General features: G+C 71.3%; 23 protein-coding genes, 2 tRNA genes and 1 pseudogene. 9 read left to right on the forward strand and 17 right to left on the reverse strand.

Annotated elements, in window-relative coordinates:
• The 4 genes and pseudogenes from StrepF001_RS31065 to recG form a co-directional block, all read right to left on the reverse strand.
• On the reverse strand, positions 1-927 hold a 927-nt coding region (locus tag StrepF001_RS31065), incomplete at its 3' end, for an ATP synthase F0 subunit B (protein WP_129801538.1).
• Positions 928-1,060: 133 nt separating this feature from the next.
• Positions 1,061-1,540 carry a pantetheine-phosphate adenylyltransferase gene (gene coaD, locus StrepF001_RS31070; protein ID WP_240797770.1) on the reverse strand — a complete coding sequence of 160 codons (480 nt, stop codon included), beginning with the start codon at positions 1,538-1,540 and terminating at the stop codon, positions 1,061-1,063.
• Positions 1,541-1,566: 26 nt separating this feature from the next.
• A pseudogene (rsmD, locus tag StrepF001_RS31075) lies at positions 1,567-2,157 on the reverse strand (16S rRNA (guanine(966)-N(2))-methyltransferase RsmD); the annotation flags it as partial.
• 156 nt (positions 2,158-2,313) lie between these two features.
• Positions 2,314-4,512, reverse strand: a complete 2,199-nt coding sequence (gene recG, locus StrepF001_RS31080) for an ATP-dependent DNA helicase RecG (protein WP_129801541.1) — start codon at positions 4,510-4,512, stop codon at positions 2,314-2,316.
• Positions 4,513-4,700: 188 nt separating this feature from the next.
• Between recG and StrepF001_RS31085 the strand changes: the two genes are divergently transcribed.
• Entirely contained in the window at positions 4,701-6,554 is a 1,854-nt protein-coding gene (locus StrepF001_RS31085; RefSeq protein WP_129801542.1) for an HSP90 family protein, read from the forward strand.
• Positions 6,551-9,565, forward strand: coding sequence for a tetratricopeptide repeat protein (locus tag StrepF001_RS31090; protein ID WP_129801543.1), 3,015 nt, complete (start codon positions 6,551-6,553; stop codon positions 9,563-9,565). Before StrepF001_RS31085 ends, StrepF001_RS31090 begins: the two co-directional genes overlap by 4 nt.
• A 66-nt stretch (positions 9,566-9,631) precedes the next feature.
• On the opposite strand, the gene StrepF001_RS31095 is transcribed toward StrepF001_RS31090, so the two are convergent.
• Positions 9,632-11,341, reverse strand: coding sequence for a DAK2 domain-containing protein (locus tag StrepF001_RS31095; protein WP_129801544.1), 1,710 nt, complete (start codon positions 11,339-11,341; stop codon positions 9,632-9,634).
• A gap of 265 nt (positions 11,342-11,606) precedes the next feature.
• On the opposite strand from StrepF001_RS31095, the gene rpmB reads away from it, so the two are divergent.
• Complete coding sequence (rpmB, locus tag StrepF001_RS31100) at positions 11,607-11,792, forward strand: 50S ribosomal protein L28 (RefSeq protein WP_003993230.1); 186 nt, start codon at positions 11,607-11,609, stop codon at positions 11,790-11,792.
• Positions 11,793-11,919: 127 nt separating this feature from the next.
• Here the strand turns inward: rpmB and thiD are convergent, their stop codons facing one another.
• A complete protein-coding gene (gene thiD, locus StrepF001_RS31105; RefSeq protein ID WP_129801545.1) occupies positions 11,920-12,723 on the reverse strand; it encodes a bifunctional hydroxymethylpyrimidine kinase/phosphomethylpyrimidine kinase in 804 nt (267 codons plus the stop codon).
• On the reverse strand, positions 12,720-13,682 hold the full coding sequence (locus StrepF001_RS31110) for a thiamine-phosphate kinase (RefSeq protein ID WP_129801546.1): 963 nt from the start codon (positions 13,680-13,682) through the stop codon (positions 12,720-12,722). Before StrepF001_RS31110 ends, thiD begins: the two co-directional genes overlap by 4 nt.
• Before the next feature lie 227 nt (positions 13,683-13,909).
• Here StrepF001_RS31110 and StrepF001_RS31115 point away from each other — a divergent pair, with 227 nt between their 5' ends.
• Both StrepF001_RS31115 and StrepF001_RS31120 read left to right on the forward strand, forming a co-directional pair.
• A complete protein-coding gene (locus tag StrepF001_RS31115; protein WP_003997603.1) occupies positions 13,910-14,143 on the forward strand; it encodes an Lrp/AsnC ligand binding domain-containing protein in 234 nt (77 codons plus the stop codon).
• A gap of 20 nt (positions 14,144-14,163) precedes the next feature.
• The gene (locus tag StrepF001_RS31120) at positions 14,164-14,664 is read left to right on the forward strand and encodes a DUF3515 domain-containing protein (protein ID WP_129801547.1); all 501 of its coding nucleotides are present in this window, start codon (positions 14,164-14,166) and stop codon (positions 14,662-14,664) included.
• Between the two features lie 33 nt (positions 14,665-14,697).
• On the opposite strand, the gene StrepF001_RS31125 is transcribed toward StrepF001_RS31120, so the two are convergent.
• From StrepF001_RS31125 to StrepF001_RS31135, 3 genes are all read right to left on the reverse strand, one after another.
• Positions 14,698-15,855: a D-alanine--D-alanine ligase family protein gene (locus tag StrepF001_RS31125; RefSeq protein WP_129801548.1), complete on the reverse strand. Its 1,158-nt coding sequence runs from the start codon at positions 15,853-15,855 to the stop codon at positions 14,698-14,700.
• Positions 15,856-16,134: 279 nt separating this feature from the next.
• Positions 16,135-17,145: an NAD(P)H-dependent glycerol-3-phosphate dehydrogenase gene (locus StrepF001_RS31130; protein ID WP_129801549.1), complete on the reverse strand. Its 1,011-nt coding sequence runs from the start codon at positions 17,143-17,145 to the stop codon at positions 16,135-16,137.
• Entirely contained in the window at positions 17,142-18,002 is an 861-nt protein-coding gene (locus StrepF001_RS31135) for a lysophospholipid acyltransferase family protein (protein WP_129801550.1), read from the reverse strand. The genes StrepF001_RS31130 and StrepF001_RS31135 overlap by 4 nt, the downstream gene beginning before the upstream one ends.
• Before the next feature lie 143 nt (positions 18,003-18,145).
• Here StrepF001_RS31135 and cofC point away from each other — a divergent pair, with 143 nt between their 5' ends.
• Positions 18,146-18,784, forward strand: coding sequence for a 2-phospho-L-lactate guanylyltransferase (gene cofC, locus StrepF001_RS31140; protein ID WP_129801551.1), 639 nt, complete (start codon positions 18,146-18,148; stop codon positions 18,782-18,784).
• A gap of 9 nt (positions 18,785-18,793) precedes the next feature.
• A complete protein-coding gene (locus tag StrepF001_RS31145) occupies positions 18,794-18,997 on the forward strand; it encodes a hypothetical protein (protein ID WP_129801552.1) in 204 nt (67 codons plus the stop codon).
• A gap of 86 nt (positions 18,998-19,083) precedes the next feature.
• Here StrepF001_RS31145 and StrepF001_RS31150 read toward each other — a convergent pair whose 3' ends face one another.
• The 4 genes from StrepF001_RS31150 to leuC all read right to left on the reverse strand — a co-directional run bounded on the left by StrepF001_RS31150 (position 19,084) and on the right by leuC (position 22,375).
• On the reverse strand, positions 19,084-19,710 hold the full coding sequence (locus tag StrepF001_RS31150; RefSeq protein WP_129801553.1) for an HU family DNA-binding protein: 627 nt from the start codon (positions 19,708-19,710) through the stop codon (positions 19,084-19,086).
• Positions 19,711-19,845: 135 nt separating this feature from the next.
• The gene (locus tag StrepF001_RS31155) at positions 19,846-20,076 is read right to left on the reverse strand and encodes a hypothetical protein (RefSeq protein ID WP_129801554.1); all 231 of its coding nucleotides are present in this window, start codon (positions 20,074-20,076) and stop codon (positions 19,846-19,848) included.
• A gap of 268 nt (positions 20,077-20,344) precedes the next feature.
• Positions 20,345-20,938, reverse strand: coding sequence for a 3-isopropylmalate dehydratase small subunit (gene leuD / locus StrepF001_RS31160; RefSeq protein WP_129801555.1), 594 nt, complete (start codon positions 20,936-20,938; stop codon positions 20,345-20,347).
• A 6-nt stretch (positions 20,939-20,944) separates the two neighbouring features.
• Positions 20,945-22,375, reverse strand: coding sequence for a 3-isopropylmalate dehydratase large subunit (gene leuC / locus StrepF001_RS31165; RefSeq protein ID WP_129801556.1), 1,431 nt, complete (start codon positions 22,373-22,375; stop codon positions 20,945-20,947).
• A gap of 198 nt (positions 22,376-22,573) precedes the next feature.
• On the opposite strand from leuC, the gene ndgR reads away from it, so the two are divergent.
• Positions 22,574-23,290, forward strand: a complete 717-nt coding sequence (gene ndgR / locus StrepF001_RS31170) for an IclR family transcriptional regulator NdgR (protein WP_129801557.1) — start codon at positions 22,574-22,576, stop codon at positions 23,288-23,290.
• A gap of 72 nt (positions 23,291-23,362) precedes the next feature.
• On the opposite strand, the gene StrepF001_RS31175 is transcribed toward ndgR, so the two are convergent.
• Positions 23,363-23,845: a DUF4188 domain-containing protein gene (locus StrepF001_RS31175; RefSeq protein ID WP_240797760.1), complete on the reverse strand. Its 483-nt coding sequence runs from the start codon at positions 23,843-23,845 to the stop codon at positions 23,363-23,365.
• Positions 23,846-23,945: 100 nt separating this feature from the next.
• Here StrepF001_RS31175 and StrepF001_RS31180 point away from each other — a divergent pair, with 100 nt between their 5' ends.
• Complete coding sequence (locus StrepF001_RS31180; protein ID WP_129801650.1) at positions 23,946-24,593, forward strand: MerR family transcriptional regulator; 648 nt, start codon at positions 23,946-23,948, stop codon at positions 24,591-24,593.
• Positions 24,594-24,657: 64 nt separating this feature from the next.
• On the opposite strand, the gene StrepF001_RS31185 is transcribed toward StrepF001_RS31180, so the two are convergent.
• Positions 24,658-24,730 (reverse strand) — tRNA-Glu (locus StrepF001_RS31185).
• 28 nt (positions 24,731-24,758) lie between these two features.
• Positions 24,759-24,830, reverse strand: a tRNA-Gln gene (locus StrepF001_RS31190).
• Positions 24,831-24,903: the final 73 nt, after the last annotated feature.

Genomic DNA, 24,903 nt, shown 5'->3' on the forward strand with positions numbered 1-24,903 from the left:
AGATGTGTATAAGAGACAGGGGTCGTACGCGGGCTGCTGCGGGTAGGCGGCGTACGGATCGGCCTGCTGATAGCCGTACGGGTCCTGCTGGGCGTACTGCTGCTGGTAGCCGTACGGATCGTTCTGCTGCGGCGACTGCTGGTACGCGTAGGCGTCCTGCTGGGCGTACGACGGCTGGGCCGGTACCGCTGCCGGCGGCTGTTCGGCCGGGGTGTCGGCGATGGCCGCCAGGTCGGCGAGGTAGTCGGCATCGCTGCTGTGCTGGACGGTCGTGGTGTCCAGGGCGCCGAGGTCGTCGGTGGCGATCCGGCCGTGCAGTTTCTGCCGGCCGCGGCCGACGGCCTCCAGGGTCTTGGCGAGGACCGCCTCGAAGGCCCCGAGCTTGACGTCCACGTACTCGTCGGCGGTGCGGCGCAGAGTCTCCGGGTCATGGCTGCGCTCGGGGGCGTCCTCGTCCTCGTAGCCCTGGTCGTCGAGGCCGGGGCCGGTGCCGAGGAGCTTCTCGCGGCCGCGGCCGACGGAGCCGAGGGTCTTGGTGAGGACGACCTCGAAGTTGGCGAGCTTGGAGTCGACGTAGTCGTCGGCCTCGGCGCGGATCTCCTCGGCCTCCTTGCGGGCCTCGGCGAGGATCCGGTCGGCCTCGGCCTGGGAGCGGCGGGCGACCTCGGTGTCGGAGATCAGCGAGCCGCGCTCGGCGTGCGCGCCCTGGATGATCCGCTCGGCCTCCTGACGGGCCTGCTCGACCATCTGTTCCCGGCCGCCGATCAGCTCCTGGGCCTGGGCGAGGGAGTCGGGCAGCACCGCGCGCACCTCTTCCAGCATGGCGAGCAGGTCGGCGCGGTTGACCACGCACGAGGCCGACATGGGCATGGCCCGGGCACTGGAGACCGCCGCGACGATCTCGTCGAGCTTCTTCTGCACGTCCACCGGTTGCTCGCCACTCTCTACAGCTGTGTTGGAGACGGACGGGACGACTGTACGGCCATGGGGTGCCCGCCGGACACCGGATGACGGGCCATCAGGGCTCGCGGCGGGCGTCCCGGGCGTGCGTCGGGCGCCCTCAGTCCTGCTCGAGACGCTCGGTCAGGGCGGCCAGGACCGGCGGGGGGACCAGGTGGGAGACGTCGCCGCCCCAGGCCGCGACCTCCTTGACCAGGGACGACGACAGGAAGCTGTAGGTGGGGTTGGTGGGCACGAAGAGGGTCTCGACGCCCGTCAGGCCGTTGTTCATCTGGGCCATCTGCAGTTCGTAGTCGAAGTCGCTGACCGCGCGCAGGCCCTTGACGATGGCCGGGATGTCGCGCTGCTTGCAGAAGTCGACGAGGAGGCCGTGGAAGGCCTCGACCCGCACGTTGCCGTACTCGGCGGTAACCTCGCGGATCAGGTCGATCCGCTCGTCGATCTCGAAGAGGCCCTTCTTGGACTTGTTGATCATCACCGCGACATAGACCTCGTCGTACAGGCGGGAGGCGCGGGCAATGATGTCGAGGTGTCCGTTGGTGATCGGGTCGAACGACCCGGGACAGACGGCACGGCGCACTTGAGATCCCTCGCTCTCCGGTCCGGTCATGGTGCGTCTTCGCACGTAGAGGCGGCGCGACCGTACCAAAACGTTCCCTCACCGTACCGGCGGGTACGGAGTGCTTCGAAGCCCTCCGGCCACCCGAACTCACCGCTTCTGGTGCTGCGCTCCACGGTGACGAGGGCTTCGTCCGCGAGCCACCCCTCCGTGCGGAGTGTGAGCAGAATCTCGCGAAGATCGTGATCCGAGACACTGTACGGCGGGTCGAGGAAGACGATGTCGTACGGCTCCGCCGGGGGCGGTGTGCGGATGATCTGTTCCGCTTTGCCTGCCCTGACCTCGGCGCCGGGCAGGCCGAGGTTTCTGACGTTCTCCCGGACCGTGCGGACCGCTCGGGCATCGGCTTCGACGAGGAGGGTGTGGCCGGCGCCCCGGGAGAGGGCTTCCAGGCCGACGGCGCCGGAACCGGCGTACAGGTCAAGGACCCGCTCGCCGTCCAGGGGGCCGCCGAGCAGGGACTGCCAGGTGGAGAAGAGGCCCTCGCGAGCGCGGTCGGAGGTGGGGCGGGTGCGGGTTCCCTGCGGGACGGCTAGGCGGCGTCCGCCGGCTGCGCCGGCGATCACGCGGGTCATCTCGGGTCCTTGTTCGTGGGTCCTTTGCGTTCAGTTTGGCAGGCCACGGTGGGGGTGCGCATTCGCCCTGGCCGGCTGCGGGTTCGTGGTGGCTGGTCACGCCCGCGCGGCGGAGCCGCATATCGACACAGCCCCGCGCCCCTGAAGGGGTGCTCCCGCTCACCCCTTTTCCAAGTACTGCTCCCTCTCCTCGTCCAGAAGGGCGTCCAGGGCCGTCCTCAGACCCGGAAGGCGGGTCAGCTCCGGGTCGGCCGCGACCACCGCCGCTGCCTCCTCCCTCGCCTCGGCGATGATCTCCTCGTCCTCGATGACGGCGAGCACGCGCAGGCTGGTGCGGGCGCCGGACTGGGCCTGGCCGAGGACGTCGCCCTCGCGGCGCTGTTCGAGGTCGATACGGGAGAGTTCGAAGCCGTCGAGGGTGGCCGCCACAGCGTTGAGCCGCTGGCGGGCCGCGCTCGCCTCGGGCATCTCGGTGACCAGCAGGCACAGGCCGGGCGCCGAGCCCCGGCCGACGCGGCCGCGCAGCTGGTGGAGCTGGGAGACGCCGAAGCGGTCGGCGTCCATGATCACCATCACGGTCGCGTTCGGCACGTTCACGCCGACCTCGATGACCGTCGTGGCGACCAGGACGTCGGTCTCACCGGCGGCGAAGCGGCGCATGACGGCGTCCTTGTCGTCCGGGTGCATACGACCGTGCAGCACCGCGACCTTGAGGCCGTTCAGCGGCCCCTGGCTCAGCTGGTCGGCCACGTCCAGGACGGCGAGCGGCGGGCGCTTCTCGGCCTCGTCCTCCGGGGACTTCTTCTTTTTCGGGTCGTCCTCCTCGTCACCGATACGGGGGCAGACGACGTATGCCTGATGGCCGTTCGCGACCTCCTCGCGCACCCGCTCCCATGCCCGGGCCAGGAAGTGGGGCTTGTCGGCGGCGGGGACGACATGGCTGCCGATGGGCGAGCGTCCGGCCGGGAGCTGGTCGAGGACGGAGGTCTCAAGATCCCCGAAGACGGTCATGGCGACGGTCCGCGGGATGGGCGTGGCGGTCATGACCAGCAGGTGCGGAGGCTGCTTGCCCTTGCCGCGCAGGGCGTCGCGCTGCTCGACCCCGAACCGGTGCTGTTCGTCCACCACGACCAGCCCCAGGTCATGGAACTGCACCTTGTCCTCGATCAACGCGTGCGTGCCGATCACGATCCCTGCCTCCCCGGTGACCAGATCGAGCAACGACTGCCGCCGGGCGGCCGCGCCCATGGACCCGGTCAGCAGGACCACCTTCGTGGCCTGCTCGGCCCCGCCCAGCATCCCGCCCTCGGCCAGCTCGCCCATCATCTCCACGACCGACCGGTGATGCTGCTGGGCGAGCACTTCGGTGGGCGCGAGCATCGCGGCCTGCCCACCGGCGTCGACGACGGCGAGCATGGCGCGCAGGGCCACCAGGGTCTTGCCGCTGCCGACCTCCCCCTGCAGCAGCCGATGCATCGGATGCTCCGTCGCCAGGTCGTCGAAGATCTCCCTGGAGACCTTCTGCTGGCCCTCGGTGAGGGTGAAGGGGAGGCGGTCGTCGAAGGCCGTGAGGAGGCCGTCGGGCTTGGGTTTGCGGGCGACCGCCGGGAGTTGGGCGTCGGCGTGACGGCGGCGGGCCAGGGCGACCTGGAGGACGAAGGCCTCGTCCCACTTGAGGCGGTCGCGGGCGCCGGCGATGTCCGCCTTGGTGTGCGGGCGGTGGATCTTGAGGAGGGCCTCGGGGAGGGAGACCAGACCGCGGCCCTCGCGCAGGGCGTCCGGCAGGGGATCGACGGCCTCCTGGGCGCTGGGCAGGACCGTCTGGATCGCCTTGCCGATCTTCCAGGACTCCAGCTTGGCGGTGGCCGGGTAGAGCGGAATCAGGGCGCCCGCCCAGGTGTCGACGGCGTCCTCGGCGTCCCCCTTCAGCAACTCGTAGGCGGGATGAGCGAGTTGCAGACGGCGGTTGAAGACGGAGACCTTGCCCGCGAACATCGCCCGGGTGCCCGGCAGGAGTTCCTTGTGGGGTTTGTGCACGCCGTTGCCGAAGAAGACCAGTTGGAGGCGGCCGCTGCCGTCGGTGATGGTCACCTCGAGGCGCTGGCCCTTGCCGCGGGGCGCCTTGGCGGAGGCGAAGGTGTGCAGGCGGGCGTCGGCGACCTGGGCGACCACGGTGACGTGCTCGTCCATGGGAAGGTCGGCGAGGTGGGTCAGCTGGCCCCGCTCCTCGTATCTGCGCGGGTAGTGGTGCAGGAGGTCACCGACGGTGTGCAGGCCGAGGTGCTCGGCCATCACCTTCGCGGTGGCTGGGCCGAGCACCTTCTTCAGTGGTTCTTCCAGTGCGGGCACGAGATCCATTGCACACCACACCACTGACAATGCCGTAGAGGTCCCGGGCGCGCAGCCGTATACGTCTCGGGAAACCCCTGGTCAGACGGCTCGCTGGGGCTTTAGGATGGCGCGCCCCGGCCATCCTTTCGCGGTCACGGCCTCACCCGGACCGCCCGACCCCGCGCCGACGTCGTCCCCCCACCGGCGCTGTGACGATGGACTCCCAGACCTCACAGTCATCACAGGCATCCCAGTCAGCCCCTTCACCTCATACGTTCCAGGTCGACCTGCGCGGTCTGGTGGATCTGCTCTCCCATCACCTCTACTCCAGCCCGAAGGTCTATCTGCGCGAACTGCTGCAGAACGCCGTCGACGCCATCACCGCCCGCCGGGCCGAACAGCCCGACGCCCCGGCGCGGGTGCGGCTGTACGCCGGGAGCGGCGCCCTGCGGGTGGAGGACTCCGGCGTCGGGCTCACCGAGGCCGATGTGCACAGCCTGCTGGCGACCATCGGCCGCAGTTCCAAGCGCGCCAAGGGGATCCAGGAGGTGCGCTCCGACTTTCTCGGGCAGTTCGGCATCGGATTGCTGGCCTGTTTCGTCGTCGCCGAGCGGATCCGGGTCGTCAGCCGCAGCGCCCGCACGCCCGATGCCCGGCCCGTGGAGTGGACGGCGACCGACGACGGCTCGTACACGGTGCGGACGCTGCCGGACGAGGCCCGTCCCGAACCGGGGACCACTGTGCACCTGGTGGCGCGGGCCGGGGCCGGGGAGTGGCTGGCCGAGGAACGGGTGCTGGCGCTGGCGCGGGACTTCGGCTCGCTGCTGCCGTACGACGTGCGGGTGGGCGACGAGGCGGTCACCGACCTTCCGGCGCCCTGGGACCGGCCGTACCCCTCCCCCGCCACCCGGAGGGTGGCCCTGGCGCGGCACTGTCACGAGCTGTTCGGGTTCACGCCGCTGGACTCGATCGACCTCAACGTACCGCTCGCGGGCATCCGCGGTGTGGCGTACGTCCTGCCCTCCGCGGTCAGCCCGGCGCAGCGCGCCCGGCACCGGGTCCATCTCAAGGGCATGCTGCTGACCGAGCGCGCCGAACAGCTGCTGCCCGACTGGGCGTTCTTCGTTCGCTGTGTGCTCGACACCGACAGCCTGCGGCCCACGGCGTCACGCGAGTCGCTCTACGAGGACGAGACGCTGGCCGCCGTGCGGGAAGCGCTGGGCGAGCGGATCCGGTCCTGGCTGACGGGTCTTGCCGCCGGTGATCCGGAGCGGCTGGCGGCGTTCCTGTCCGTGCACCATCTGGGCGTGAAGTCCCTTGCCCGGCACGACAGGGGGATGCTGCGCACGATGCTGCCGTGGCTGCCCTTCGAGACGACCGACGGGCAGCTGTCCCTGGAGGAGTTCGCCCTGCGGCACCCGGTGGTGCACTTCACGCGCACCGTCGAGGAGTACCGGCAGGTCGCCCCGATCGCGTCCGCGCAGGGCATCGGCGTCGTCAACGGCGGTTACACGTACGACAGCGAACTGGTCGAGGCGCTGCCCTCGGTCCGCCCCGGCACCGTGGTGGCCGAGCTCGACGCCGACACGGTGACCGCCCACCTGGATGCCGTCGACCCGGCCGAGGAGCTGGCCCTTTCGGGCTTTCTGGCGGCCGCGCGGGCCACCCTGGACCCGCTGGGCTGTGACGTGGTCCTGCGGGCCTTCCACCCCCTGTCCGTGCCGGCGCTGCATCTGGACGACCGGGCGGCCCGGCACGAGCAGGCCCGCGCCGAGGCGGAGGAGCAGGCCGACGACCTGTGGGCGGGCATCCTGGGCTCGCTGCGCGGCAGCACCCCACGCGCGCGTCTGGTGCTCAACCACCTCAACCCGCTGATCCGCCGGATCAGTTCACTGAACGAACCGGAGCTCGTGGGCACCGCCACGGAGTCCCTGTACGGCCAGGCCCTGCTCATGGCGCAGCGCCCGCTGCGGCCGGCCGACTCCGCGCTGCTGAACCGCGCGTTCATCGGCCTCCTCGAATGGGCCACCCACAGCGACTCCGACTCCCCTGGGGACGGTCACCGATGAGTGAGATCACCGACTTCGACGCGCTGCGCCGGGCGATGGCTCAGAACTCCGAGCAGCCGGAGGGCCCCGCCCGCAACGCGCGCGCGGAACAGCTGCTCGCCGAGGCCGAGAAGCTGGGCATCCCGCTCGCCGTGATCGAGGTGCTCGGACACCAGCTGAAGGTCTACAACTACAGCTCCGAGAAGGACAAGATGTTCGTCCCCTTCGCGCGTCTGCTGCGCATGTGGGACGAGCGGCCCGAGGACTTCGACGAGTACGAGACCCACTCCCTGCACTGGGTCTTCAAGTGGATGTCGGCCGGCATGCTCGACCAGCCGCACATCCCGCTGGCCTCCATCGAGAAGTGGCTCGGCGAGATGGAGCACCGCTACCGCCTCGCCGGTCACTCCGAACGGGCCGTGCGCAGCGCCGAGTTCAGCGTGGCCGCGCATGTCGGAGACGTGCAGCGGGCGGAGCGGGCGTACGCCGCGTGGCTGGCCGCAGACCGGGACAGGATGGCCGACTGCCACGCATGCGAGCTGCAGGGTCAGGGCTGGTGGCAGGTGGAACGGGGCGCGGACGCCGAGGCGCTGAAGCTGTGGGGTCCGGTGCTGGACGGCGAGTTCACCTGCGCCCACGAGCCGCACACCACGCTGGCGTCCTCCCTCGTGCCCCTGCTGCGGCTGGGCCGCCTGGACGAGGCACGCGCCCACCATCTGCGCGGCTTCCGGCTCGTACGGGCCATGGAGAGCATGCGGGGCGCGTACGCCGACCATGTCGAGTTCTGCACGCTGACCGGCAACGAGGCACGCGGTCTGGAGCTGCTGGCCGAGCGGCCGGCGTACTTCACCGACACCGGACATCCGCGCAGCCGAATGGAGTTCATGAGCGTGGTGAGCCTGCTCATGGACCGTCTCACCGAACTGGGCCTGGGCGATCAGCAGGTCCCGGGACCGGCCGGCCGGACATGGAACGCACGCGAACTGGCCGCCCACGCGCGCGCGGAGGCCCTCGCCCTGGCGGCGCGTTTCGACCAGCGCAACGGCACGTCGCACGTCAGTGAGCGGGCACGCGCGCGGATGGGGCAGCAGCCGCTGGTGGAGCGGCTCGCCCTGGGCGTGCGCGCGGAACGGCTGTCTCCGGGCGTACGGTCGGTCCCGGCGTCCGTGGCCCCCGCCCCAGTCGCGTCCTCGCCCACCGCGGGCGCGGACGAGCCGGACCTGGCCGCGCTGCTGGCCGAGGCGCGCCGCCTGTCGGATGCCCTGCAGCCGAACGCCGTCGAGGCCTGGGCGGCCGTCGCCCGGGCCGCGGAGGGCGTCGGCATGGACGCCCGTGACCGCGCGGAGATCGCCGATCACCGGGCGATGGACCTCGGGCCCGAGGGCGCCGAGCTCTTCGAACGCGCCGCCGAGCTGTACGCCGAGGCGGGCGACCCCGGTGAGGCGCTGGCGGCACGCGCGCGTGCGGCGTACGTACGCGCCCTCGGGGGGCGGGTCGCCGAGGCGGTCGAGGCCGTCGCCGAGCCCTACGACCAGGTCCTCGCCCTGTATGCCGAGAGTGCCACGGGCGTCCGGCAGACCGCGTCCGTGCTGATGGGGCGGGCGCGGATCCTGATGCGGAGGGTGCAGGAGGCGGACGAGGCCGCCGGGGCGCCGGAGGCTGGCGTTGCCGCAGAGGCCGACGCCGTACCGTCCCCCGGCTCCTCGCAGGAGGCCGTCCTCGCCGCGGCCGAGGCGGCGGCGCGGGAGGTGCTCGCGCTCGTGGAGGGGCAGGCCGGGGACGACGTCCGGCTCGCCGCACGGGCCGCCGAGGCGCGGGCCATGCTCGCCGAACTCGCGGTGCACCACGGGGATCTGGAGGCCGCCGCCGAACTGTTCGCGCAGGCCTCGGCGGCGTACGTCGACGCGGGGCTGCCGTGGTTCGCGGTGGAGTACGAGGCCCGGCTGGCCGGGCTCGCCCACCACCTCGGCGACATGGCGGAGGCCGAGCGGGCGCTGAAGGCGGCCCTGGAGCACGGCGGACCGCACCTGGAGGCGACCGGCCGGGCCCAGCTGCACCTGCAGCTCGCCGAGGTCCTCGGCGGCAGCGACGAGTCCGCGGAGGCCGCCGAGCACGCTCTGGAGGCAGCACACTGGGCCGACGAGGCCGGCGAGGGCCCGACGTTCGGCGCCTGGGCCCGGCACCTGCTCGGCGGGTTCCTGCTGCGGCAGGGGCGGTGCGCCGAGGCCGCCGAGGTGCTGGAGTCGGCGTTGCTCGACCTGACCGCCGAGACGCACGGCGACGGCGCGATCGTCCAGACCCAGTGGTGGCTCGGCGACTGCCTCAGCGAGCTCGGGGAGCACCGCGCCTCCGCCGAGCGCCGACTGCAGGCGGCCGAGATCGCCCGGCACTGGCCCGAGCAGCAGGACCACGCGACCCTCGCCCACCTCGCCGCCGAGTCCCTCGGACAGGCGGGGCTGCCCACCGAGGCGGACCGGGCGTACGCGCGCGCGGGCGACCTGTGGCGTTCCCTCGGCAACGTCCACGGTCTGGTCCGCTCGCTGCGCGCCCGCGCGTGGCTCGCCCTGCGCACGGAGGACGGCACGGACACCGCACGGGAGCTGATGACGCTCGCCCTCGGTGAGTGCGAGCGGGCGCTGGATGCCACGGCCGACGAGGACGCGCAGCAGCGGCTGACCGCCGAACTGGGCGACACGCACCGCCAGTTCGGCGACCTGCTGGCCCGCTCGTCCGCCGAGGACGCCGGGGACGGCTCGATCCAGGCCGCATTCGCGGAGGCCCTGGCCCAAGTGGCCCAGGCCGTCGCGGTGTTCGCCTCGCTCGGGGACGCCGCCGTGCACAGCCGTACCGGTGCCGAACTCGCCGCGGGCTGGCTGGCGGCCGACCTGGGCCGCAGCGCGGAGGCGGCTGCACGCGCGCGTGCCGTACTGGCCGCGTACGCGGATGCCGTCGACGAGACCGACCTCGCTCGGGCGCGGCGGGCAGAGGCCGAGCAGCTGCTGCGGGTGGTGGAGGAACAGGAGGATCGTTGAACGAAACCCCACGGAGGCGGGGAGCAATGGACCCTCCGCCGAGGGGCCCGACTCCACCGATGGGCCCTACTCCACCCCTATGAGCAGCAGCGCCCCCTGCCGTCCACCCCGGTACACCACCGTGTCGACGGCGAGATACGCCTCCCTCACCCGGGCCTCCAGACGCTCGGCCACGGACTCGGGAACCTCGTCACCGAGGACGAGGGTCACCAGTTCCCCGCCGGCCGCGAGCATCCGGTCGAGGACGGACTCGGCGGTGGCGGTGACGTCCGACCCGATCACCGCGACGTCCCCGTCGATGAGGCCGAGGACGTCACCGGCCTGGCAGATGCCGGCCATGGTCCAGGACTGGCGTTCCGCGACGACGACCTCGCCGTAGCGGGTCGAGCCCGCCGCCGACGTCATCGACACGACGTCCTCGTCGAAGCGGCGCTCCGGCTCGTGCACCGCGAGCGCCGCGATGCCCTGGACCGCGGAGCGCGTGGGAATGAGGGCCACCCGGATGCCCTCCGCACGGGCCTGCTCGGCCGCCGCGGCCGCGGTGTGGCGCAGCTCGGCGTCGTTGGGCAGCAGGACGACCTCGCGCGCGTGCGCCCGCCGTACGGCCTCGACAAGCTCCCCGCTCACGGGCGGCTCCCCGGGGCGCGCGAGCACGGTCGTCGCGCCCGCCTCGGCGTACAGCCCGGCCAGGCCCTCGCCGGGTACGACGGCCACCACGGCTCGCTCGGCCCGCTCCCGGGCCGGCCGCTCCCCGCGAGAGGTGTGCACGTCGTCGGCCGCGAAGTGCGTGATCCGGATCCGGTACGGCCGCCCGGCCTCGACACCCGCCTCCACGGCGGCGCCGGCGTCGTCCACGTGCACATGGACGTTCCACAGCCCGTCCCCGCCGACGACCACGAGCGAGTCCCCGAGCGCGTCGAGCCGCTGCCGCAGCCGCGCCACGGATGCGTCGTCGGCCTCCAGGAGGTAGATCACCTCGTACGCGGGACCGCCCTCCGTCACCCCGTCCGCGCACTCCGCCGCATCGTCGGCGCCCGGTCCGCCCCGAGAGGCCTGCCCGGTGTCGGACCCCACGCGCGCGTGCCGCACGGAAGCCGACACCGCCACCGTGCCCGGCACCTCCCCCGTGAACGTCTCCACCAGCGCCGCCAGCACCGCCACCAGCCCGCGTCCCCCGGCGTCGACCACCCCGGCCCGCTCGAGGACGGCCAGCTGTCCCGGGGTCGCGGCGAGAGCGGCCCGCGCCCCCTCGTAGGCGGCCCGTGCGACCGTCCCGCAGTCGCCCTCGGCTCCACCGGCCGCGTCGGCAGCGGCCGAGGCGACCGACAGGACCGTGCCCTCCACGGGGTGGGCCACGGCCTGGCGGGCGGAGTCGGCGGCGCACCGCAGCGCGAGCCGCAGGCTCTGGGCGTCGGTCTGAGCGTCCGCACCGTCGACGAGCACCTGCGCCATGCCGCGCAGCAGCTGCGCGAGGATCGTCCCGGAATTGCCCCGCGCCCCGATGAGCGCCCCGTGCGCCATCGCGCGCGTGACCTCGGCCAGCGACGGCCCCCCTGGATTCCGGGAGCCGACCTCGTGCGCGGCGAAGACCGCCTCCACCGCGGCAACCGCCGACTCGACGGTCAGGTACAGATTGGTGCCGGTGTCCCCGTCCGCCACGGGATACACGTTGATCGCGTCGATCTCCTCACGCGCGCGTCCCAGCGCCTCCAGCGCGAGACCGCACCAGGTACGCACCGCCAGAGCATCGAAGAATGTCTGCGGCACCTGCGCCACCTGCGCCTCCTTGAGCTGGACGTCGGACGCAGCGTAGCCCTGGGGCCGGTGCCCGGCGGAAGAGGGCGGGGGCGGACGCCTGAGCCGCCGTGGTAGTTTCGTTGTACGGGCGCAGCCGTTGTATGCTGCTCCGGTTGCCCGATCCCGATCGGGCTATTCCCCTGGCAACGCCACTCAGATCTCAGATCGCTCGCAAGAGCCTAAGATCTCGATCCCGGCATGCCGGGATCAACCGTAAGTGCATCTGAAGTCTTTGGAGTGACCCGTGGCTGCCAACTGCGACGTCTGCGGCAAGGGGCCGGGCTTCGGCAACAACATCTCGCACTCGCACCGCCGTACGTCCCGCCGCTGGAACCCGAACATCCAGCGTGTGCGTACCGTGGTCGGCGGGACGCCGAAGCGCGTGAACGCCTGCACCTCGTGCATCAAGGCCGGCAAGGTCTCGCGCTGACGCACAGCTGCTAAGCGCGCGGCCACTGCTGGTTCGCTGCAGAGAGCCGGTCCACCTCGTGTGGACCGGCTCTCTGCTGTGCCCGAAGCGGATCCGCGGCCACGGGCATCGAGCCGAGGGCAAGCGTTTACGCGCCGCCGCCCGCCCGGAAGCGCCACCCATGGTCCACAGGCCCGATCCCCCCACCGAGCGCGAACCCGGCCGCGATCGCCCCGGTGACGTACTCCTTGGCCGCCGCCACCGCCTCGGGCACGGACTGCCCCTTCGCCAGCTGCGACGCGATCGCCGATGCGAGGGTGCAGCCCGTCCCGTGCGTGTGCCGGTTGTCGTGCCGGGGCGCGCGCAGCCAGTGCTCCTCGGAGCCGTCGGTGAGCAGATCCACGGCGTCGCCGGGCAGATGCCCACCCTTGATCACGACCCAGGTCGGTCCGTACGCCAGCACGGCCGCCGCGGCCCGGCGCAGGTCGGCCTCCGACTCGACCCGTACCCCCGTCAGTTGGGCGACCTCGTCGAGATTCGGCGTCACCACGGTCGCCGCCGGCAGCAGCTTCGTCCGTACGGAATCCAGCGCGGAGGCCGCCAGCAGCGGGTCCCCGTGCTTGGAGACGCCCACCGGGTCGACGACCGTGGGCGCGTCCGTCTCGCCGATCAACTCGGCCACCACCTCGACCAGTTCGGCCGAGGCCAGCATCCCGGTCTTCACGGCCTGGACGCCGATGTCGTCGACGACGCTGCGGTACTGGGCCCGCACCGCCGCCACCGGCAGTTCCCAGGCACCCTGCACCCCGAGGGAGTTCTGCGCGGTGACCGCGGTGAGCACGCTCATGCCGTGCACGCCGAGTGCGAGCATCGTCTTCAGGTCGGCCTGGATGCCCGCACCCCCGCCGGAGTCCGAGCCGGCCACGGTCAGCACTCTGGGCGGCGCGCTCATGACTCGATGTCCCCGAAGTGGTCCCAGCCGCCCTTGGCCCACGCCGCCCCGTCGACCGTCACCTGCGGCAGTGCCGAGGGGTTGAGCACCTCACCGATGACCTTCCAGCGGGCGGGCAGCTTCACGTCCGGCGGGAAGGTCGCCACGATCGCGTGGTCCTCTCCCCCGGTGAGCACCCACTGCAGGGGGTCCACCCCGACCGCCTGTCCGATGTCGTTCATCTGCGAGGGGACGTCGATCGCACCGGAGCGGATGTCGATGCGGACCTTGCTGGCCTCCGCGATGTGCCCGAGGTCGGCGATCAGCCCGTCGCTGACGTCGCACATCGCCGTCGCGCCCAACGCGGCCGCCGCCGGACCGGCGTGATACGGCGGCTCGGGGCGCCGGTGCGCCTCGACGAAGGCGCGCGGCGAGCGGAACCCGCGCGACAGCACTGCGTAGCCGGCGGCGGACCAGCCGAGCCAGCCGGTCACCGCGACGAGGTCACCGGGCTGGGCGCCGGCCCGGGTCACGGGTTCCTGGTTGCGCAGATCGCCGAGCGCGGTGATCGACACCATGATCGTGTCACCCCGTACGACATCACCGCCCACCACGGCGGCACCCGCGACCTGGCACTCGTCGCGCAGGCCGTCCATCAGCTCCGTCGGCCAGGTCACCGGGAGTTCGGCCGGGACGACCAGACCGAGCAGCAGCGCGGTCGGGACGGCGCCCATCGCCGCGATGTCCGCGAGGTTCTGCGCGGCCGCCTTGCGGCCCACGTCGTACGCCGTGGACCAGTCCCGGCGGAAGTGCCGCCCCTCCAGGAGGAGGTCGGTACTGGCCACCACCCGGCGGTCGGGCGCGGCGACCACCGCGGCGTCGTCACCCGGCCCGACCCGCACCGCCGGGGTGGTGGTGAGACGGGAGGTGAGCTCCCTGATGAGCCCGAACTCACCGAGCTCACCAACAGTGCCCTTCATTGCCCTTACGCCCCTTCTGTCCCTGTGCGTTCCCGGTCGCGGGTCATCAGTGTCCTCGATACGGTCGAAGTGACCGCCGATCCGCCCCACCCGACCGTCAACATCCGTCGTGCCTGCACCGCGGCGCGTGTGCCGTGGTCACCGCAGGTCTCCCCGCGGCGAGCGGCAACGCGATACCGTGGCGTTCCTTTTCCCCACATGATCCTCGTGGCCGCCCTGGAGGTTCCGTGGTACAGGCGTACATCCTGATCCAGACGGAGGTCGGCAAGGCGTCGACCGTCGCCGAGACGATCAGCAAGATCCCTGGGGTGATCCAGGCCGAGGACGTGACGGGACCGTACGACGTCATCGTGCGCGCCCAGGCCGACACCGTCGACGACCTCGGCCGCATGGTGGTCGCCAAGGTCCAGCAAGTGGACGGGATCACCCGCACCCTGACCTGCCCGGTCGTCCATCTGTAGCCCCCGTCTACCCTTGGCCGGTGAAGTTTTCCCGTCACCGGCTCATCGGTCTGCCCGCGTCCGTCCTGTTGATCACCGTCGCGGGCTGCTCCTCAGCAGACGACAGCGCGGGCACCGCGGTTCCCAGCCCGGACACAGAGGTCACCAAGCTGTGTCAGAACCTGGACGGTGCGCTGCCGCGTGAGGTCGCCGGTCTGGAGCGCCGGGACCCCGAGCCCCGGTCCGTCCTCACGGCGGGCTGGGGAAACCCCGCGATCATACTGCGCTGCGGTGTCGCACGGCCGCCGAAGATGATCGACCCGAAGGTGGCGGAGGGGCGGGATCCCGACGCGGTGGCCGGGGGCGTGAACGGCGTCGACTGGCTGATGGAGAACGCGGGCGACGGGGCGTATCGCTTCACAACCGCCAATCGTCTTGCGTACGTCGAGGTTGCCGTGCCGGCGGGGCGCGACTCGTCCGCCGTGCTCATCGACCTGGCTTCGGCCGTCAAGAAGGCGATCCCGAAGGGGATCGCCGACTGACCGCTGCGCCCACCAGCTCGCCCCCGGCGGCCTTCAGCGCAGTCCCGTTGAGCGGCGAAGTGCCGCCTGGATCAGGCGGTCCACCAGCTCCGCGTACGCCACCCCGCTCGCCTGCCACATCTGCGGGTACATCGAGATGGGCGTGAAGCCGGGCATCGTGTTGATCTCGTTGATCACGAACTCACCGTCCTCGGTGAGGAAGAAGTCCGCCCGGACGAGCCCTTCGCAGGACGCCGCCTCGAACGCCTCGACGGCGAGCCTGCGCACCTCGGCGGTCTGCTCGTCGGTGAGCGGGGCCGGCACGATCCCCGGCGTGGAGTCGATGTACTTCGCCTCGAAGTCGTAGTACGCGTGCGCGTCCGGCGGCGGGATCTCGGCGGGGACGGAGGCGCGCGGGCCGTCCTCGAACTCCAGCACACCGCACTCGATCTCACGGCCACGCAGCGCGGCCTCGACGATGATCTTCGGGTCGTGGCGCTGGGCCTCGGCGATCGCCTCGTCGAGGCCTTCGAAGGACTCGACCTTGGTGATGCCGATCGACGACCCCGCGCGCGCGGGCTTCACGAACAGCGGCCAGCCGTGCTCCCCCGCGAACTCGGCGATCCGGCGCCGCGCGCCGGTCTCGTCGAGCTGCCACTCGCGCGGCCTGATCACCACGTACGGGCCCACCTTCAGCCCGAACGAGACGAACACCCGCTTCATGTACTCCTTGTCCTGGCCCACGGCCGAGGCGAGCACCCCGGAACCCACGTACGGCACGCCGGACAGCTCCAGGAGGCCCTGGAGCGTGCCGTCCTCGCCGTACGGACCGTGCAGCACCGGGAAGACCACGTCGACCTCGCCGAGCGCCTTGGGTACCGATCCGGGCTCGCTGTAGACGACTTCGCGGCTCGCGGGGTCGACGGGGAGCAGCACGCCGCCCTCGGTCGACTCGGCGAGCTCCTCGACGTCGGGCGTGCGGCGGTCGGCGATCGCCATGCGCTCCGGTTCGTCGGCGGTGAGCACCCAGCGGCCTTCCTGGGTGATGCCGATCGGCAGGACGTCGTACTTCGTCCGGTCGATGGCCCGCAGTACGGCGCCGGCGGTGACCATGGAGATCCCGTGTTCGGAGCTGCGCCCGCCGAACACGACGGCCACGCGCGGCTTGCGAGACGGCTGCTCAGGGCTCTGGGGGAGGTTCTCGGTGCTCATATCGCGATGAGAGTACCCGTTGGTAGGGCCCCGACCTAGCGCCTCCCCGGGCGGGGCGAAGTCGGCGGCGGTTCGGCAGCGCCCTGAAGGGGCGGGGGACTGTATCGACATGCGGCTCCTCCCCCACGCTCGGCTTCTCCCCCCGCTCGGCTTCGCTCGCGTGGGGGACGCCCATGAGCGGGGGGACCCCCACCGTGGGCGCGACGAGCCACGACGGCGCCGCGGACGCTCGACGGCACCCCGCGGCACTTCCCCTTCGCGGCACCACCTGCGGAGCGCTCAGCGTCGTTCCGGCTTCGCGCTGCGCGACATCAGCTCCTTGAGGGCGACCACGGGAGGCTTGCCCTCGTGCACGATCCCGACGACCGTCTCGGTGATCGGCATGTCGACACCGTGCCGGCGGGCCAGATCCAGCACCGACTCACAGGACTTGACACCCTCGGCGGTCTGCTTGGTGACCGCGATGGTCTCCTCGAGGGTCATGCCCTTGCCGAGGTTGGTGCCGAAGGTGTGGTTGCGGGACAGCGGCGAGGAGCAGGTGGCCACCAGGTCGCCCAGGCCCGCGAGTCCGGAGAAGGTCAGCGGGTCGGCGCCCATGGCGAGCCCGAGCCGGGTGGTCTCGGCGAGCCCGCGCGTGATGAGCGACCCCTTGGCGTTGTCGCCGAGCCCCATGCCGTCCGCGATGCCGACGGCGAGCCCGATGACGTTCTTGACCGCACCGCCGAGTTCACAGCCGACGACGTCGGTGTTGGTGTACGGGCGGAAGTACGGCGTGTGGCAGGCGGCCTGGAGCCGCCGGGCGACCGCCTCGTCGGTGCAGGCGACCACGGCCGCCGCCGGCATGCGCGCGGCGATCTCGCGGGCGAGGTTGGGTCCGGTGACCACGGCGACCTGCTCCGGGCCGACCTTGGCGACATCCTCGATGACCTCGCTCATCCGCATGGCGGAGCCGAGTTCGACGCCCTTCATCAGCGAGACCAGAACGGTGCCGGGGGCCAGCAGCGGCACCCAGGCGGCGAGGTTGTCGCGCAGTGTCTGCGAGGGGACGGACAGCACCGTGAAGTCGGCGCCGGCGGCGGCCTCGGCGGGGTCCGTGGTGGCGCGCAGGTTCTCGGGGAGTTCGAAGCCCGGGAAGTAGTCGGGGTTGGTCCGGCTGGAGTTGATCGCTTCCGCGACCTCCGCGCGGCGCGCCCACAGGGTGACCTCGCACCCCGCGTCGGCGAGCACGATGCCGAACGCCGTGCCCCACGAACCCGCGCTGAAGACCGCCGCCTTGACCGGCTTGCTCACTGCCCCTGCCCCTCTTCCCGGCCGAACTGCCCGGCCACTTCCCGACCGGCCGGACCGGCCGCCCTGCCCTGCGCCCCTGCCTCTGCCTGCGCGGGCACCTCTGCCTGTGCTCGCGTCTGCGTCTGCGCCTCGGTCCGGCGCCGCTGCTCGATGCGTTCCCGCTTCGGGTCGTACGGCGTCTCGGGCGCCCGCTCGCCTCGGATCTCCTCCAGCTGGCGGGTGATCGCGGCCATGATGACCTCGGTGGCCTCCTTGAGGACGTCCGCGGTCATGTCCTTGCCGTAGAAGGGCGAGAGGTCCACCGGCGGGCCGGCGAGCACATGGTGGGTCTTGCGCGGGAAGAGGTGCGGCTTCTTGGCGTACGGCGGCAGCAGTTCGTTGGCGCCCCACTGGGCGACCGGGATGACGGGGCACTTGGTCTTCAGCGCGACGCGGGCGGCACCGGTCTTGCCGGTCATGGGCCAGCCGTTCGGGTCGCGGGTGATGGTGCCCTCGGGGTAGAACGCGACGCACTCGCCGCGCTCCACGGCGTCGATCGCGGCCCGGAAGGCGCTCAGTGCGTCCGTGCTCTCGCGGTAGACGGGGATCTGTCCGGTGCCGCGCATCACGGCGCCCACGAATCCCTTCCTGAAAAGCCCGCTCTTCGCCAGGAATCGCGGAACCCGTCCGGTGTTGTACTGAAAGTGCGCGTACGCGAAGGGGTCGGCATGGGAATTATGGTTGACCACGGTGATAAAACCGCCCGCGGCCGGAATGTGCTCCATTCCACGCCAGTCCCGCTTGAGCAGAACGACCAGCGGCGGTTTGCAGATCACCGCGGCGAAGCGGTACCAGAAGCCGATTCTGCGGCGGGGCACACGGACACCTTCCTTCCAGGGCATGGGGGCCGCACAAGTGTCGCCCCAGGCCGCCTGTCTGTCGAGAACACCGTACGCCCGAGTCTCCGCCCGCCCCCATGGCCCGGGTGACAATGGCCGCGACAAGAGAGGGACGAACGCTCGTGCACTGGACCTTGGTGATACCCGTGAAGTCTCTGGCGCGGGCCAAGAGCAGGCTCTCCGACGCCGCCGGCGACGGGCTGCGCCCGGGCCTCGCCCTCGCTTTCGCGCAGGACACGGTGGCCGCCGCGCTGATCTGCCCGGCGGTGCGGGATGTGGCAGTTGTCACGGACGACGCCCTGGCGGGCCGGGAGCTGGCCGCGCTGGGCGCCCGGATCGTCACGGACGAGCCGAGCGGCGGCCTGAACGCCGCTCTGGCACACGGAGCGGCAACCGTCCGGAGCGAACGCCCCGAAATCCCCGTCGCCGCCCTGAACGCCGATCTTCCCGCCCTGCGCCCACCGGAATTGGCCCGGGTGCTGGAGGCGGCCGGGGAATTCCCGCGCGCTTTTCTCCCCGATGCGGCCGCAATCGGTACGACACTGCTGGCGGCCGCTCCGGGCCGGGAATTGCTCCCGGCATTCGGCACGGATTCCCGGGCCCGCCATCGCGCATCCGGCGCGGTGGAACTCAGCGTCGGGGGCGTGGATTCGGTACGCCAGGACGTGGACACCGGCGACGATCTGCGTGCAGCGCTCGCCCTCGGAGTGGGACCCCGTACGGCAGCGGCCACAGCGCGGTTGCTGATCCCGGGGCAGTAGGCTGCCGTCATGCAGGCCACCGCATACACCTACGACGCCGAGACGCGCAGCGGGCAGGTGCTGCTCGACGACGGCACTCCGGTGCCCTTCGACGCCGCCGCCTTCGATGCGGGCGGGCTCAGACTGCTGCGGCCCGGGCAGCGGGTGCGCATCGAGCTGGAGGGGCCCGAGGACAGCCCCCGGATCACCCTGGTGACACTCCAGACGCTCTGAAACCCCCCTGCTCAACCGCCCCGGAACACACCGCGGGCCGGGCTCCCGACGGGAGTCCGGCCCGGCGCGTGAGCAATTCCGCGCCGCTACCTCTTGCGGGCGGTGGTCTTCTTGGCGGCGCTCTTGCGCGCCGTCGACTTCTTGGCGGGGGCCTTCTTGGCCGTCGCCTTCTTCGCCGGGGCCTTCTTGGCGGTGGTCTTCTTCGCTGCGGTGGTCTTGGCGGCCGCCGTGGTCTTCTTGGCGGGGGCCTTCTTCGCCGCGGCCTTCTTCGCAGCCACCGTGGCCTTCTTGGCAGGCGCCTTCTTCGCCGCGGCCTTCTTCGCAGCGGCCTTGGTGGTCTTCTTGGCGGCGGCCTTCTTGACCGTGGCCGCGGCACCGCCGGTCAGGCTGCCCTTGGGCGCCTTCTTGACGGCGACCTCGCCCCCGCGCGGGAGCTTCTTCGAGCCGCTCACCAGATCCTTGAAACCCTGGCCCGCACGGAACCGCGGTACCGAGGTCTTCTTGACCCGAACCCGCTCGCCCGTCTGAGGGTTGCGGGCGTACCGGGCCGGCCGGTCGACCTTCTCGAACGAACCGAAGCCGGTGACCGAGACCCGCTCACCTGCAACGACCGCTCGGACGATGGCGTCCAGTACATGATCGACAGCGTCGGCAGCCTGCTGGCGGCCGCCCATCTTGTCGGCAATCGCTTCTACGAGCTGCGCCTTGTTCACGTCTTCCCCTTCGGAGACATCGCCAGAACGAAAGTGTTCAAGCTTTTCGCACGTTAGGCAGATATATACCGCAAATCAAACACGAAACGGGCTAATCACCCTTGTGCCGCAGCCGACTCGACGGTTCCGGACTGTTCAGGCTTCCTCTTCGGGGAATCGACCCTCGTCGAGGTCGGCCGTGAACCGCTCCAGGCGCCTTGTCGCATCGGCAAGATCGTGCTTGGCCGCGGCCGTGATGACCAGCAGCTTCCGGGTCAGCGCCATCCGTACGCCCTCCGGGACTTGCAGTGCGCGCACCCTTGCGTGCGCTTCCTTGAGTTGGTCCGCGACCGCCGCATAGAGCTCGAGTTGGCCGTCGTGTTCCATGCACAGATTGTGCCATCTGGGGCGAGTTGTCGCCTGCCCGGGGTGGCAACTGCTGCCTCAAACGGCCGTCCGGGCCCCTGTCGACGCCGCGTTGTCAAGGCTCGCGTACCCCAACAACAACCGCCCTAACGTGGGCAGTTGAAGGAACGGACGGTGTCGCGCGCGGCACCGTCCGGGCGTAAAAACGGCTGTACCCCCGATCGGTCCGATCGGGGGTACAGCCAGGGTTTGGGGTGGCCGAAACTCGACCGCCGCGGGGTCCGAAGGTTCAGACCTTCAGCGTGCGCGGCTTGTACGCAGGCCGCCCCGCCTCGTACGTGGCGATGTCGCCCTCGTTCTGCAGCGTGATGGAGATGTCGTCCAGCCCGTTCAGCAGCCGCCAGCGGGAGTTCTCGTCCAGCTCGAAGGAGGCGGTGATGCCCTCCGCGCGCACCTCGCGGCGCTCCAGGTCGACGGTGATCTCGGCCTGCGGGTCCTGTTCCGTGAGCTCCCACAGCGCGTCGACGATCTTCTGCTCCAGAACCACCGTGAGCAGCCCGTTCTTCAGCGAGTTGCCGCGGAAGATGTCGGCGAAGCGGGAGGAGATCACGGTCTTGAAGCCGTAGTTCTGCAGCGCCCAGACGGCGTGCTCACGCGAGGAACCGGTGCCGAAGTCGGGGCCGGCCACCAGCACGGTCGCACCCTGCCGCTCGGGCTGGTTGAGGATGAAGGACGCGTCCTTGCGCCAGGCCTCGAACAGCCCGTCCTCGAACCCGTCCCGGGTCACCTTCTTGAGCCAGTGGGCGGGGATGATCTGGTCGGTGTCGACGTTGCTGCGTCGCAGCGGGACGGCCCGGCCGGTGTGGGTGGTGAATGCTTCCATGACTGATCAGACTCCAGCGGGCGTACGGGCGGGCTCTTCGGTCAGGTCGGCCGGGGAGGCCAGGTGGCCGAGCACGGCGGTCGCGGCGGCGACCTGCGGCGACACCAGGTGCGTACGGCCGCCCTTGCCCTGCCTGCCCTCGAAGTTGCGGTTGGAGGTGGACGCGGAGCGCTCACCGGGGGCCAGCTGGTCGGGGTTCATGCCGAGGCACATCGAGCAGCCCGCGTGCCGCCATTCGGCGCCGGCCTCCTTGAAGACGACGTCCAGCCCCTCGGAGACGGCCTGCAGACCGACCCGCGCGGAGCCCGGGACGACCAGCATCCGTACGCCGTCGGCGACTTTGCGGCCCTCCAGGAGCTCGGCGGCGGCGCGCAGGTCCTCGATGCGGCCGTTGGTGCAGGAGCCTACGAAGACGGTGTCCACCTTGATGGAACGCAGCGGCTGCCCGGCCTCCAACCCCATGTATTCCAGGGCCTTTTCTGCGGCCAGGCGCTCCGAAGCGTCTTCGTACGAAGCAGGGTCGGGGACGGCGGCCGAAAGGGGCGCGCCCTGGCCGGGGTTGGTGCCCCAGGTGACGAACGGCGACAGTTCGCCGGCGTTGATGACGACCTCGGCGTCGAACTCGGCGTCGTCGTCGGTGCGCAGCGTCTTCCAGTACTCCACCGCCGCGTCCCAGTCGGCGCCCTCGGGGGCGTGCGGGCGGCCCTTGAGGTAGGCGAACGTGGTCTCGTCGGGGGCGATCATGCCCGCGCGGGCGCCGGCCTCGATCGACATGTTGCAGATGGTCATCCGGGCCTCCATCGAGAGCTTCTCGATGGCGGAGCCGCGGTACTCCAGGATGTAGCCCTGGCCGCCGCCGGTGCCGATCCTGGCGATGATCGCCAGGATCAGGTCCTTGGCGGTGACGCCGTCGGGCAGTTCGCCGTCGACCGTGATCGCCATGGTCTTCGGGCGGGCCAGGGGCAGCGTCTGGGTGGCCAGCACATGCTCGACCTGCGAGGTGCCGATGCCGAACGCCAGCGCGCCGAAGGCGCCGTGCGTGGAGGTGTGGGAGTCGCCGCAGACGACGGTGGTGCCGGGCTGGGTCAGTCCCAGCTGCGGGCCGACGACGTGCACGACGCCCTGCTCGACGTCACCGAGCGGGTGCAGCCGCACGCCGAACTCGGCGCAGTTCTTGCGCAGCGTCTCCAGCTGGGCCCGGGAGACCGGGTCCGCGATGGGCTTGTCGATGTCGAGGGTGGGGGTGTTGTGGTCCTCGGTCGCGATGGTGAGGTCGAGGCGCCGCACCTTCCGGCCGCTCTTGCGGAGGCCGTCGAAGGCCTGCGGGCTGGTCACCTCGTGCAGCAGGTGCAGATCGATGTAGAGGAGGTCGGGCTCGCCCTCGGCGCGCCGGACGACATGGTCGTCCCAGACCTTCTCCGCGAGTGTCCTACCCATCGCTTTCCCTCCGGTCGGCAAAGGTGCGCCGACCCAACTAGAGATCTTGAGGAGGCGGCGCCCGCGCCCCCGGTGTGCCGGACGCCCGCCACCAGGCCCGTCGGTCCGCGGGCCACTGTGCCTTCGTGACATCCAGGGTGGCGCGTTCCACCGAAAATTGAACTTGCGTTTCACAGAGTGAGACGCAAGTATCGTTGCATGGACAACAGTAGCGGCGTCGGCGTTCTGGACAAGGCGGCCCTCGTCCTGAGCGCTCTGGAGTCCGGTCCGGCCACCCTCGCGGGTCTGGTCGCGGCCACCGGACTGGCACGACCCACGGCTCACCGCCTGGCCGTGGCTTTGGAACACCACCGTATGGTGGCGCGCGACATGCAGGGCCGTTTCATTCTCGGCCCGCGGCTGGCAGAACTGGCCGCGGCCGCCGGCGAGGACCGCCTCCTCGCCACGGCGGGCCCGGTGCTCACCCACCTCCGTGACGTCACGGGCGAGAGCGCACAGCTCTACCGGCGTCAGGGCGACATGCGCATCTGCGTCGCCGCGGCGGAGCGCCTGTCCGGCCTGCGGGACACGGTCCCGGTCGGCTCGACACTCACGATGAAGGCCGGTTCCTCGGCGCAGATCCTCATGGCCTGGGAGGAGCCGGAGCGCCTGCACCGGGGCCTGCAGGGCGCCCGCTTCACGGCCACCGCGCTCTCGGGCGTACGACGCCGGGGCTGGGCGCAGTCGATCGGCGAGCGCGAGCCGGGCGTCGCGTCCGTCTCCGCACCGGTACGCGGCCCCTCCAACCGCGTCGTGGCCGCCGTCTCCGTCTCCGGCCCCATCGAGCGCCTCACGCGCCACCCGGGCCGTATGCACGCGCAGGCGGTCATCGACGCCGCCGCCCGCCTCTCCGAGGCCCTGCGCCGCTCGAGCTGACCGGCGGCCGGTGACCGGGAGGAGGGCCCGCCTCAACGCCGCGGCAGGCCCGTCCCCCGATGTCCGCCCCGCTCACTTCACCTTGAGCCGGTCGGCCGCACGGTCGCCGCGCCGGGCGACCGGCACCACCCCGGTGGCCCGGCCGAGGCCGAACTCGGGCATGTTCACGTAGACCGACTCGTAGGACCCGGCGGGCACGACGTACGTCTCGTGCCAGAAGCCGACCTTCCCCTTCCCCGCCCGCAGCCGCCGGTTGAAGGCAGCCCAGGCCGGGCGGTGCTGCCGGTCCGGCGCCGAGGCGTACGCAAGGAGCTTCTCCTTCGAGTCCCAGTACTGCACGACGTACAGCACCCGCGGGAAGCCCAGCAGGAACTGGTACCCCAGCAGTCCGCTGCCCTTCTCGCGCGAGAGCTCCGCCAGCATGGGCGGCATGGCCTTGGCGACCGGCCACCAACTCCGCAGTGCCGCAAAGCTGTTGACGCGCATCCCGATGAGGAAGACGACGATCTCGCCCTCACCCGCGGCGGACATGCGCCCTTCGATCGGCTTGCTCATGATGTCCCCCATCCCGTCATTGGATAGCGGCACTATCCATGCTTGGATAGTGACACTCCCCAACAGGGAGCGCAAGCGGAAACTCGAACACGGGACGGACATGCGACTGGCGGAGCTGAGTGAGCGCAGCGGGGTCTCCACGGCCACGATCAAGTACTACCTGCGCGAGGGCCTGCTCCCGCCGGGCCGCCGGGTCACCGCCACCCAGGCCGAGTACGGCGAGGAGCACCTGCGCCGGCTGCGCCTGGTGCGGGCGCTGATCCAGGTCGGCGGGGTCTCCGTGGCCTCCACACGAGACGTGCTCACCGCACTGGACGACGGCTCCCTGGACCACAACGCGCGCCTGGGCACCGCCGTGTGGGCCCTCCCCCACGGCAGGTCCGCCGACGCGGAGGACCCGGCGACCGAGACGGCCCGGCAGCGCGCGGACCGCCTGTTGGAGCTGCTCGGCTGGGGCTACGGCCCCACGACCGATGTGACGCCCCCCGCGCTCGGGATGCTCGTCACCGCGATCGCGGCCCTGGAGCGGCTCGGATACCCCTGCGCCATCGAGGACTTGGAGCCGTACGCCCGCGCGCTGGGGCAGCTCGCCGTCCACGATCTGGATCTGGTGGAGCGGTACGGCGGCACACCGGACGAACAGGTGGAGGCGGCCGTGGCGCTGACCGTGCTGTACGAGCCGGTCCTGCTCGCCCTGCGCCGGCTGGCGGAGGCGGAGGAGTCACGCCGCCGGTTCGGCAGGGCGTGAGGCAGGGAAATCGGGCCGGACACGCCGATGGGCCCCCACCGAAGTGGAAGCCCATCGATCTGCGTACCCCCGACCGGATTCGAACCGGCGCTACCGCCTTGAGAGGGCGGCGTGCTAGGCCGCTACACAACGGGGGCGAGGATCTTGCGTTTCCGCAGATCCGAGCTGGTCTACCTGGACTCGAACCAAGACTAACTGAACCAGAATCAGTCGTGCTGCCAATTACACCATAGACCAATGTGGTTTAGACCAGTCCGTACCCCCGACCGGATTCGAACCGGCGCTACCGCCTTGAGAGGGCGGCGTGCTA

The organism is Streptomyces sp. F001, assembly GCF_004187715.1.
In the GTDB taxonomy this organism is placed as follows: Bacteria; Actinomycetota; Actinomycetes; order Streptomycetales; family Streptomycetaceae; genus Streptomyces; species Streptomyces flavusporus.

What these genes read in the sequence shown, in the direction of transcription:
- StrepF001_RS31090 (WP_129801543.1), top strand. Translation starts at nt 6,551, where the DNA reads ATGAGTGAGATCACCGACTTCGACGCGCTGCGCCGGGCGATGGCTCAG.
- StrepF001_RS31085 (WP_129801542.1), top strand. Translation starts at nt 4,701, where the DNA reads ATGGACTCCCAGACCTCACAGTCATCACAGGCATCCCAGTCAGCCCCT.
- StrepF001_RS31180 (WP_129801650.1), top strand. Translation starts at nt 23,946, where the DNA reads ATGCGACTGGCGGAGCTGAGTGAGCGCAGCGGGGTCTCCACGGCCACG.
- leuD (WP_129801555.1), bottom strand. Translation starts at nt 20,938, where the DNA reads ATGGAAGCATTCACCACCCACACCGGCCGGGCCGTCCCGCTGCGACGC.
- ndgR (WP_129801557.1), top strand. Translation starts at nt 22,574, where the DNA reads ATGGACAACAGTAGCGGCGTCGGCGTTCTGGACAAGGCGGCCCTCGTC.
- StrepF001_RS31145 (WP_129801552.1), top strand. Translation starts at nt 18,794, where the DNA reads ATGCAGGCCACCGCATACACCTACGACGCCGAGACGCGCAGCGGGCAG.
- StrepF001_RS31110 (WP_129801546.1), bottom strand. Translation starts at nt 13,682, where the DNA reads ATGAAGGGCACTGTTGGTGAGCTCGGTGAGTTCGGGCTCATCAGGGAG.
- StrepF001_RS31125 (WP_129801548.1), bottom strand. Translation starts at nt 15,855, where the DNA reads ATGAGCACCGAGAACCTCCCCCAGAGCCCTGAGCAGCCGTCTCGCAAG.
- thiD (WP_129801545.1), bottom strand. Translation starts at nt 12,723, where the DNA reads ATGAGCGCGCCGCCCAGAGTGCTGACCGTGGCCGGCTCGGACTCCGGC.
- StrepF001_RS31175 (WP_240797760.1), bottom strand. Translation starts at nt 23,845, where the DNA reads ATGAGCAAGCCGATCGAAGGGCGCATGTCCGCCGCGGGTGAGGGCGAG.
- recG (WP_129801541.1), bottom strand. Translation starts at nt 4,512, where the DNA reads ATGGATCTCGTGCCCGCACTGGAAGAACCACTGAAGAAGGTGCTCGGC.
- StrepF001_RS31155 (WP_129801554.1), bottom strand. Translation starts at nt 20,076, where the DNA reads ATGGAACACGACGGCCAACTCGAGCTCTATGCGGCGGTCGCGGACCAA.
- leuC (WP_129801556.1), bottom strand. Translation starts at nt 22,375, where the DNA reads ATGGGTAGGACACTCGCGGAGAAGGTCTGGGACGACCATGTCGTCCGG.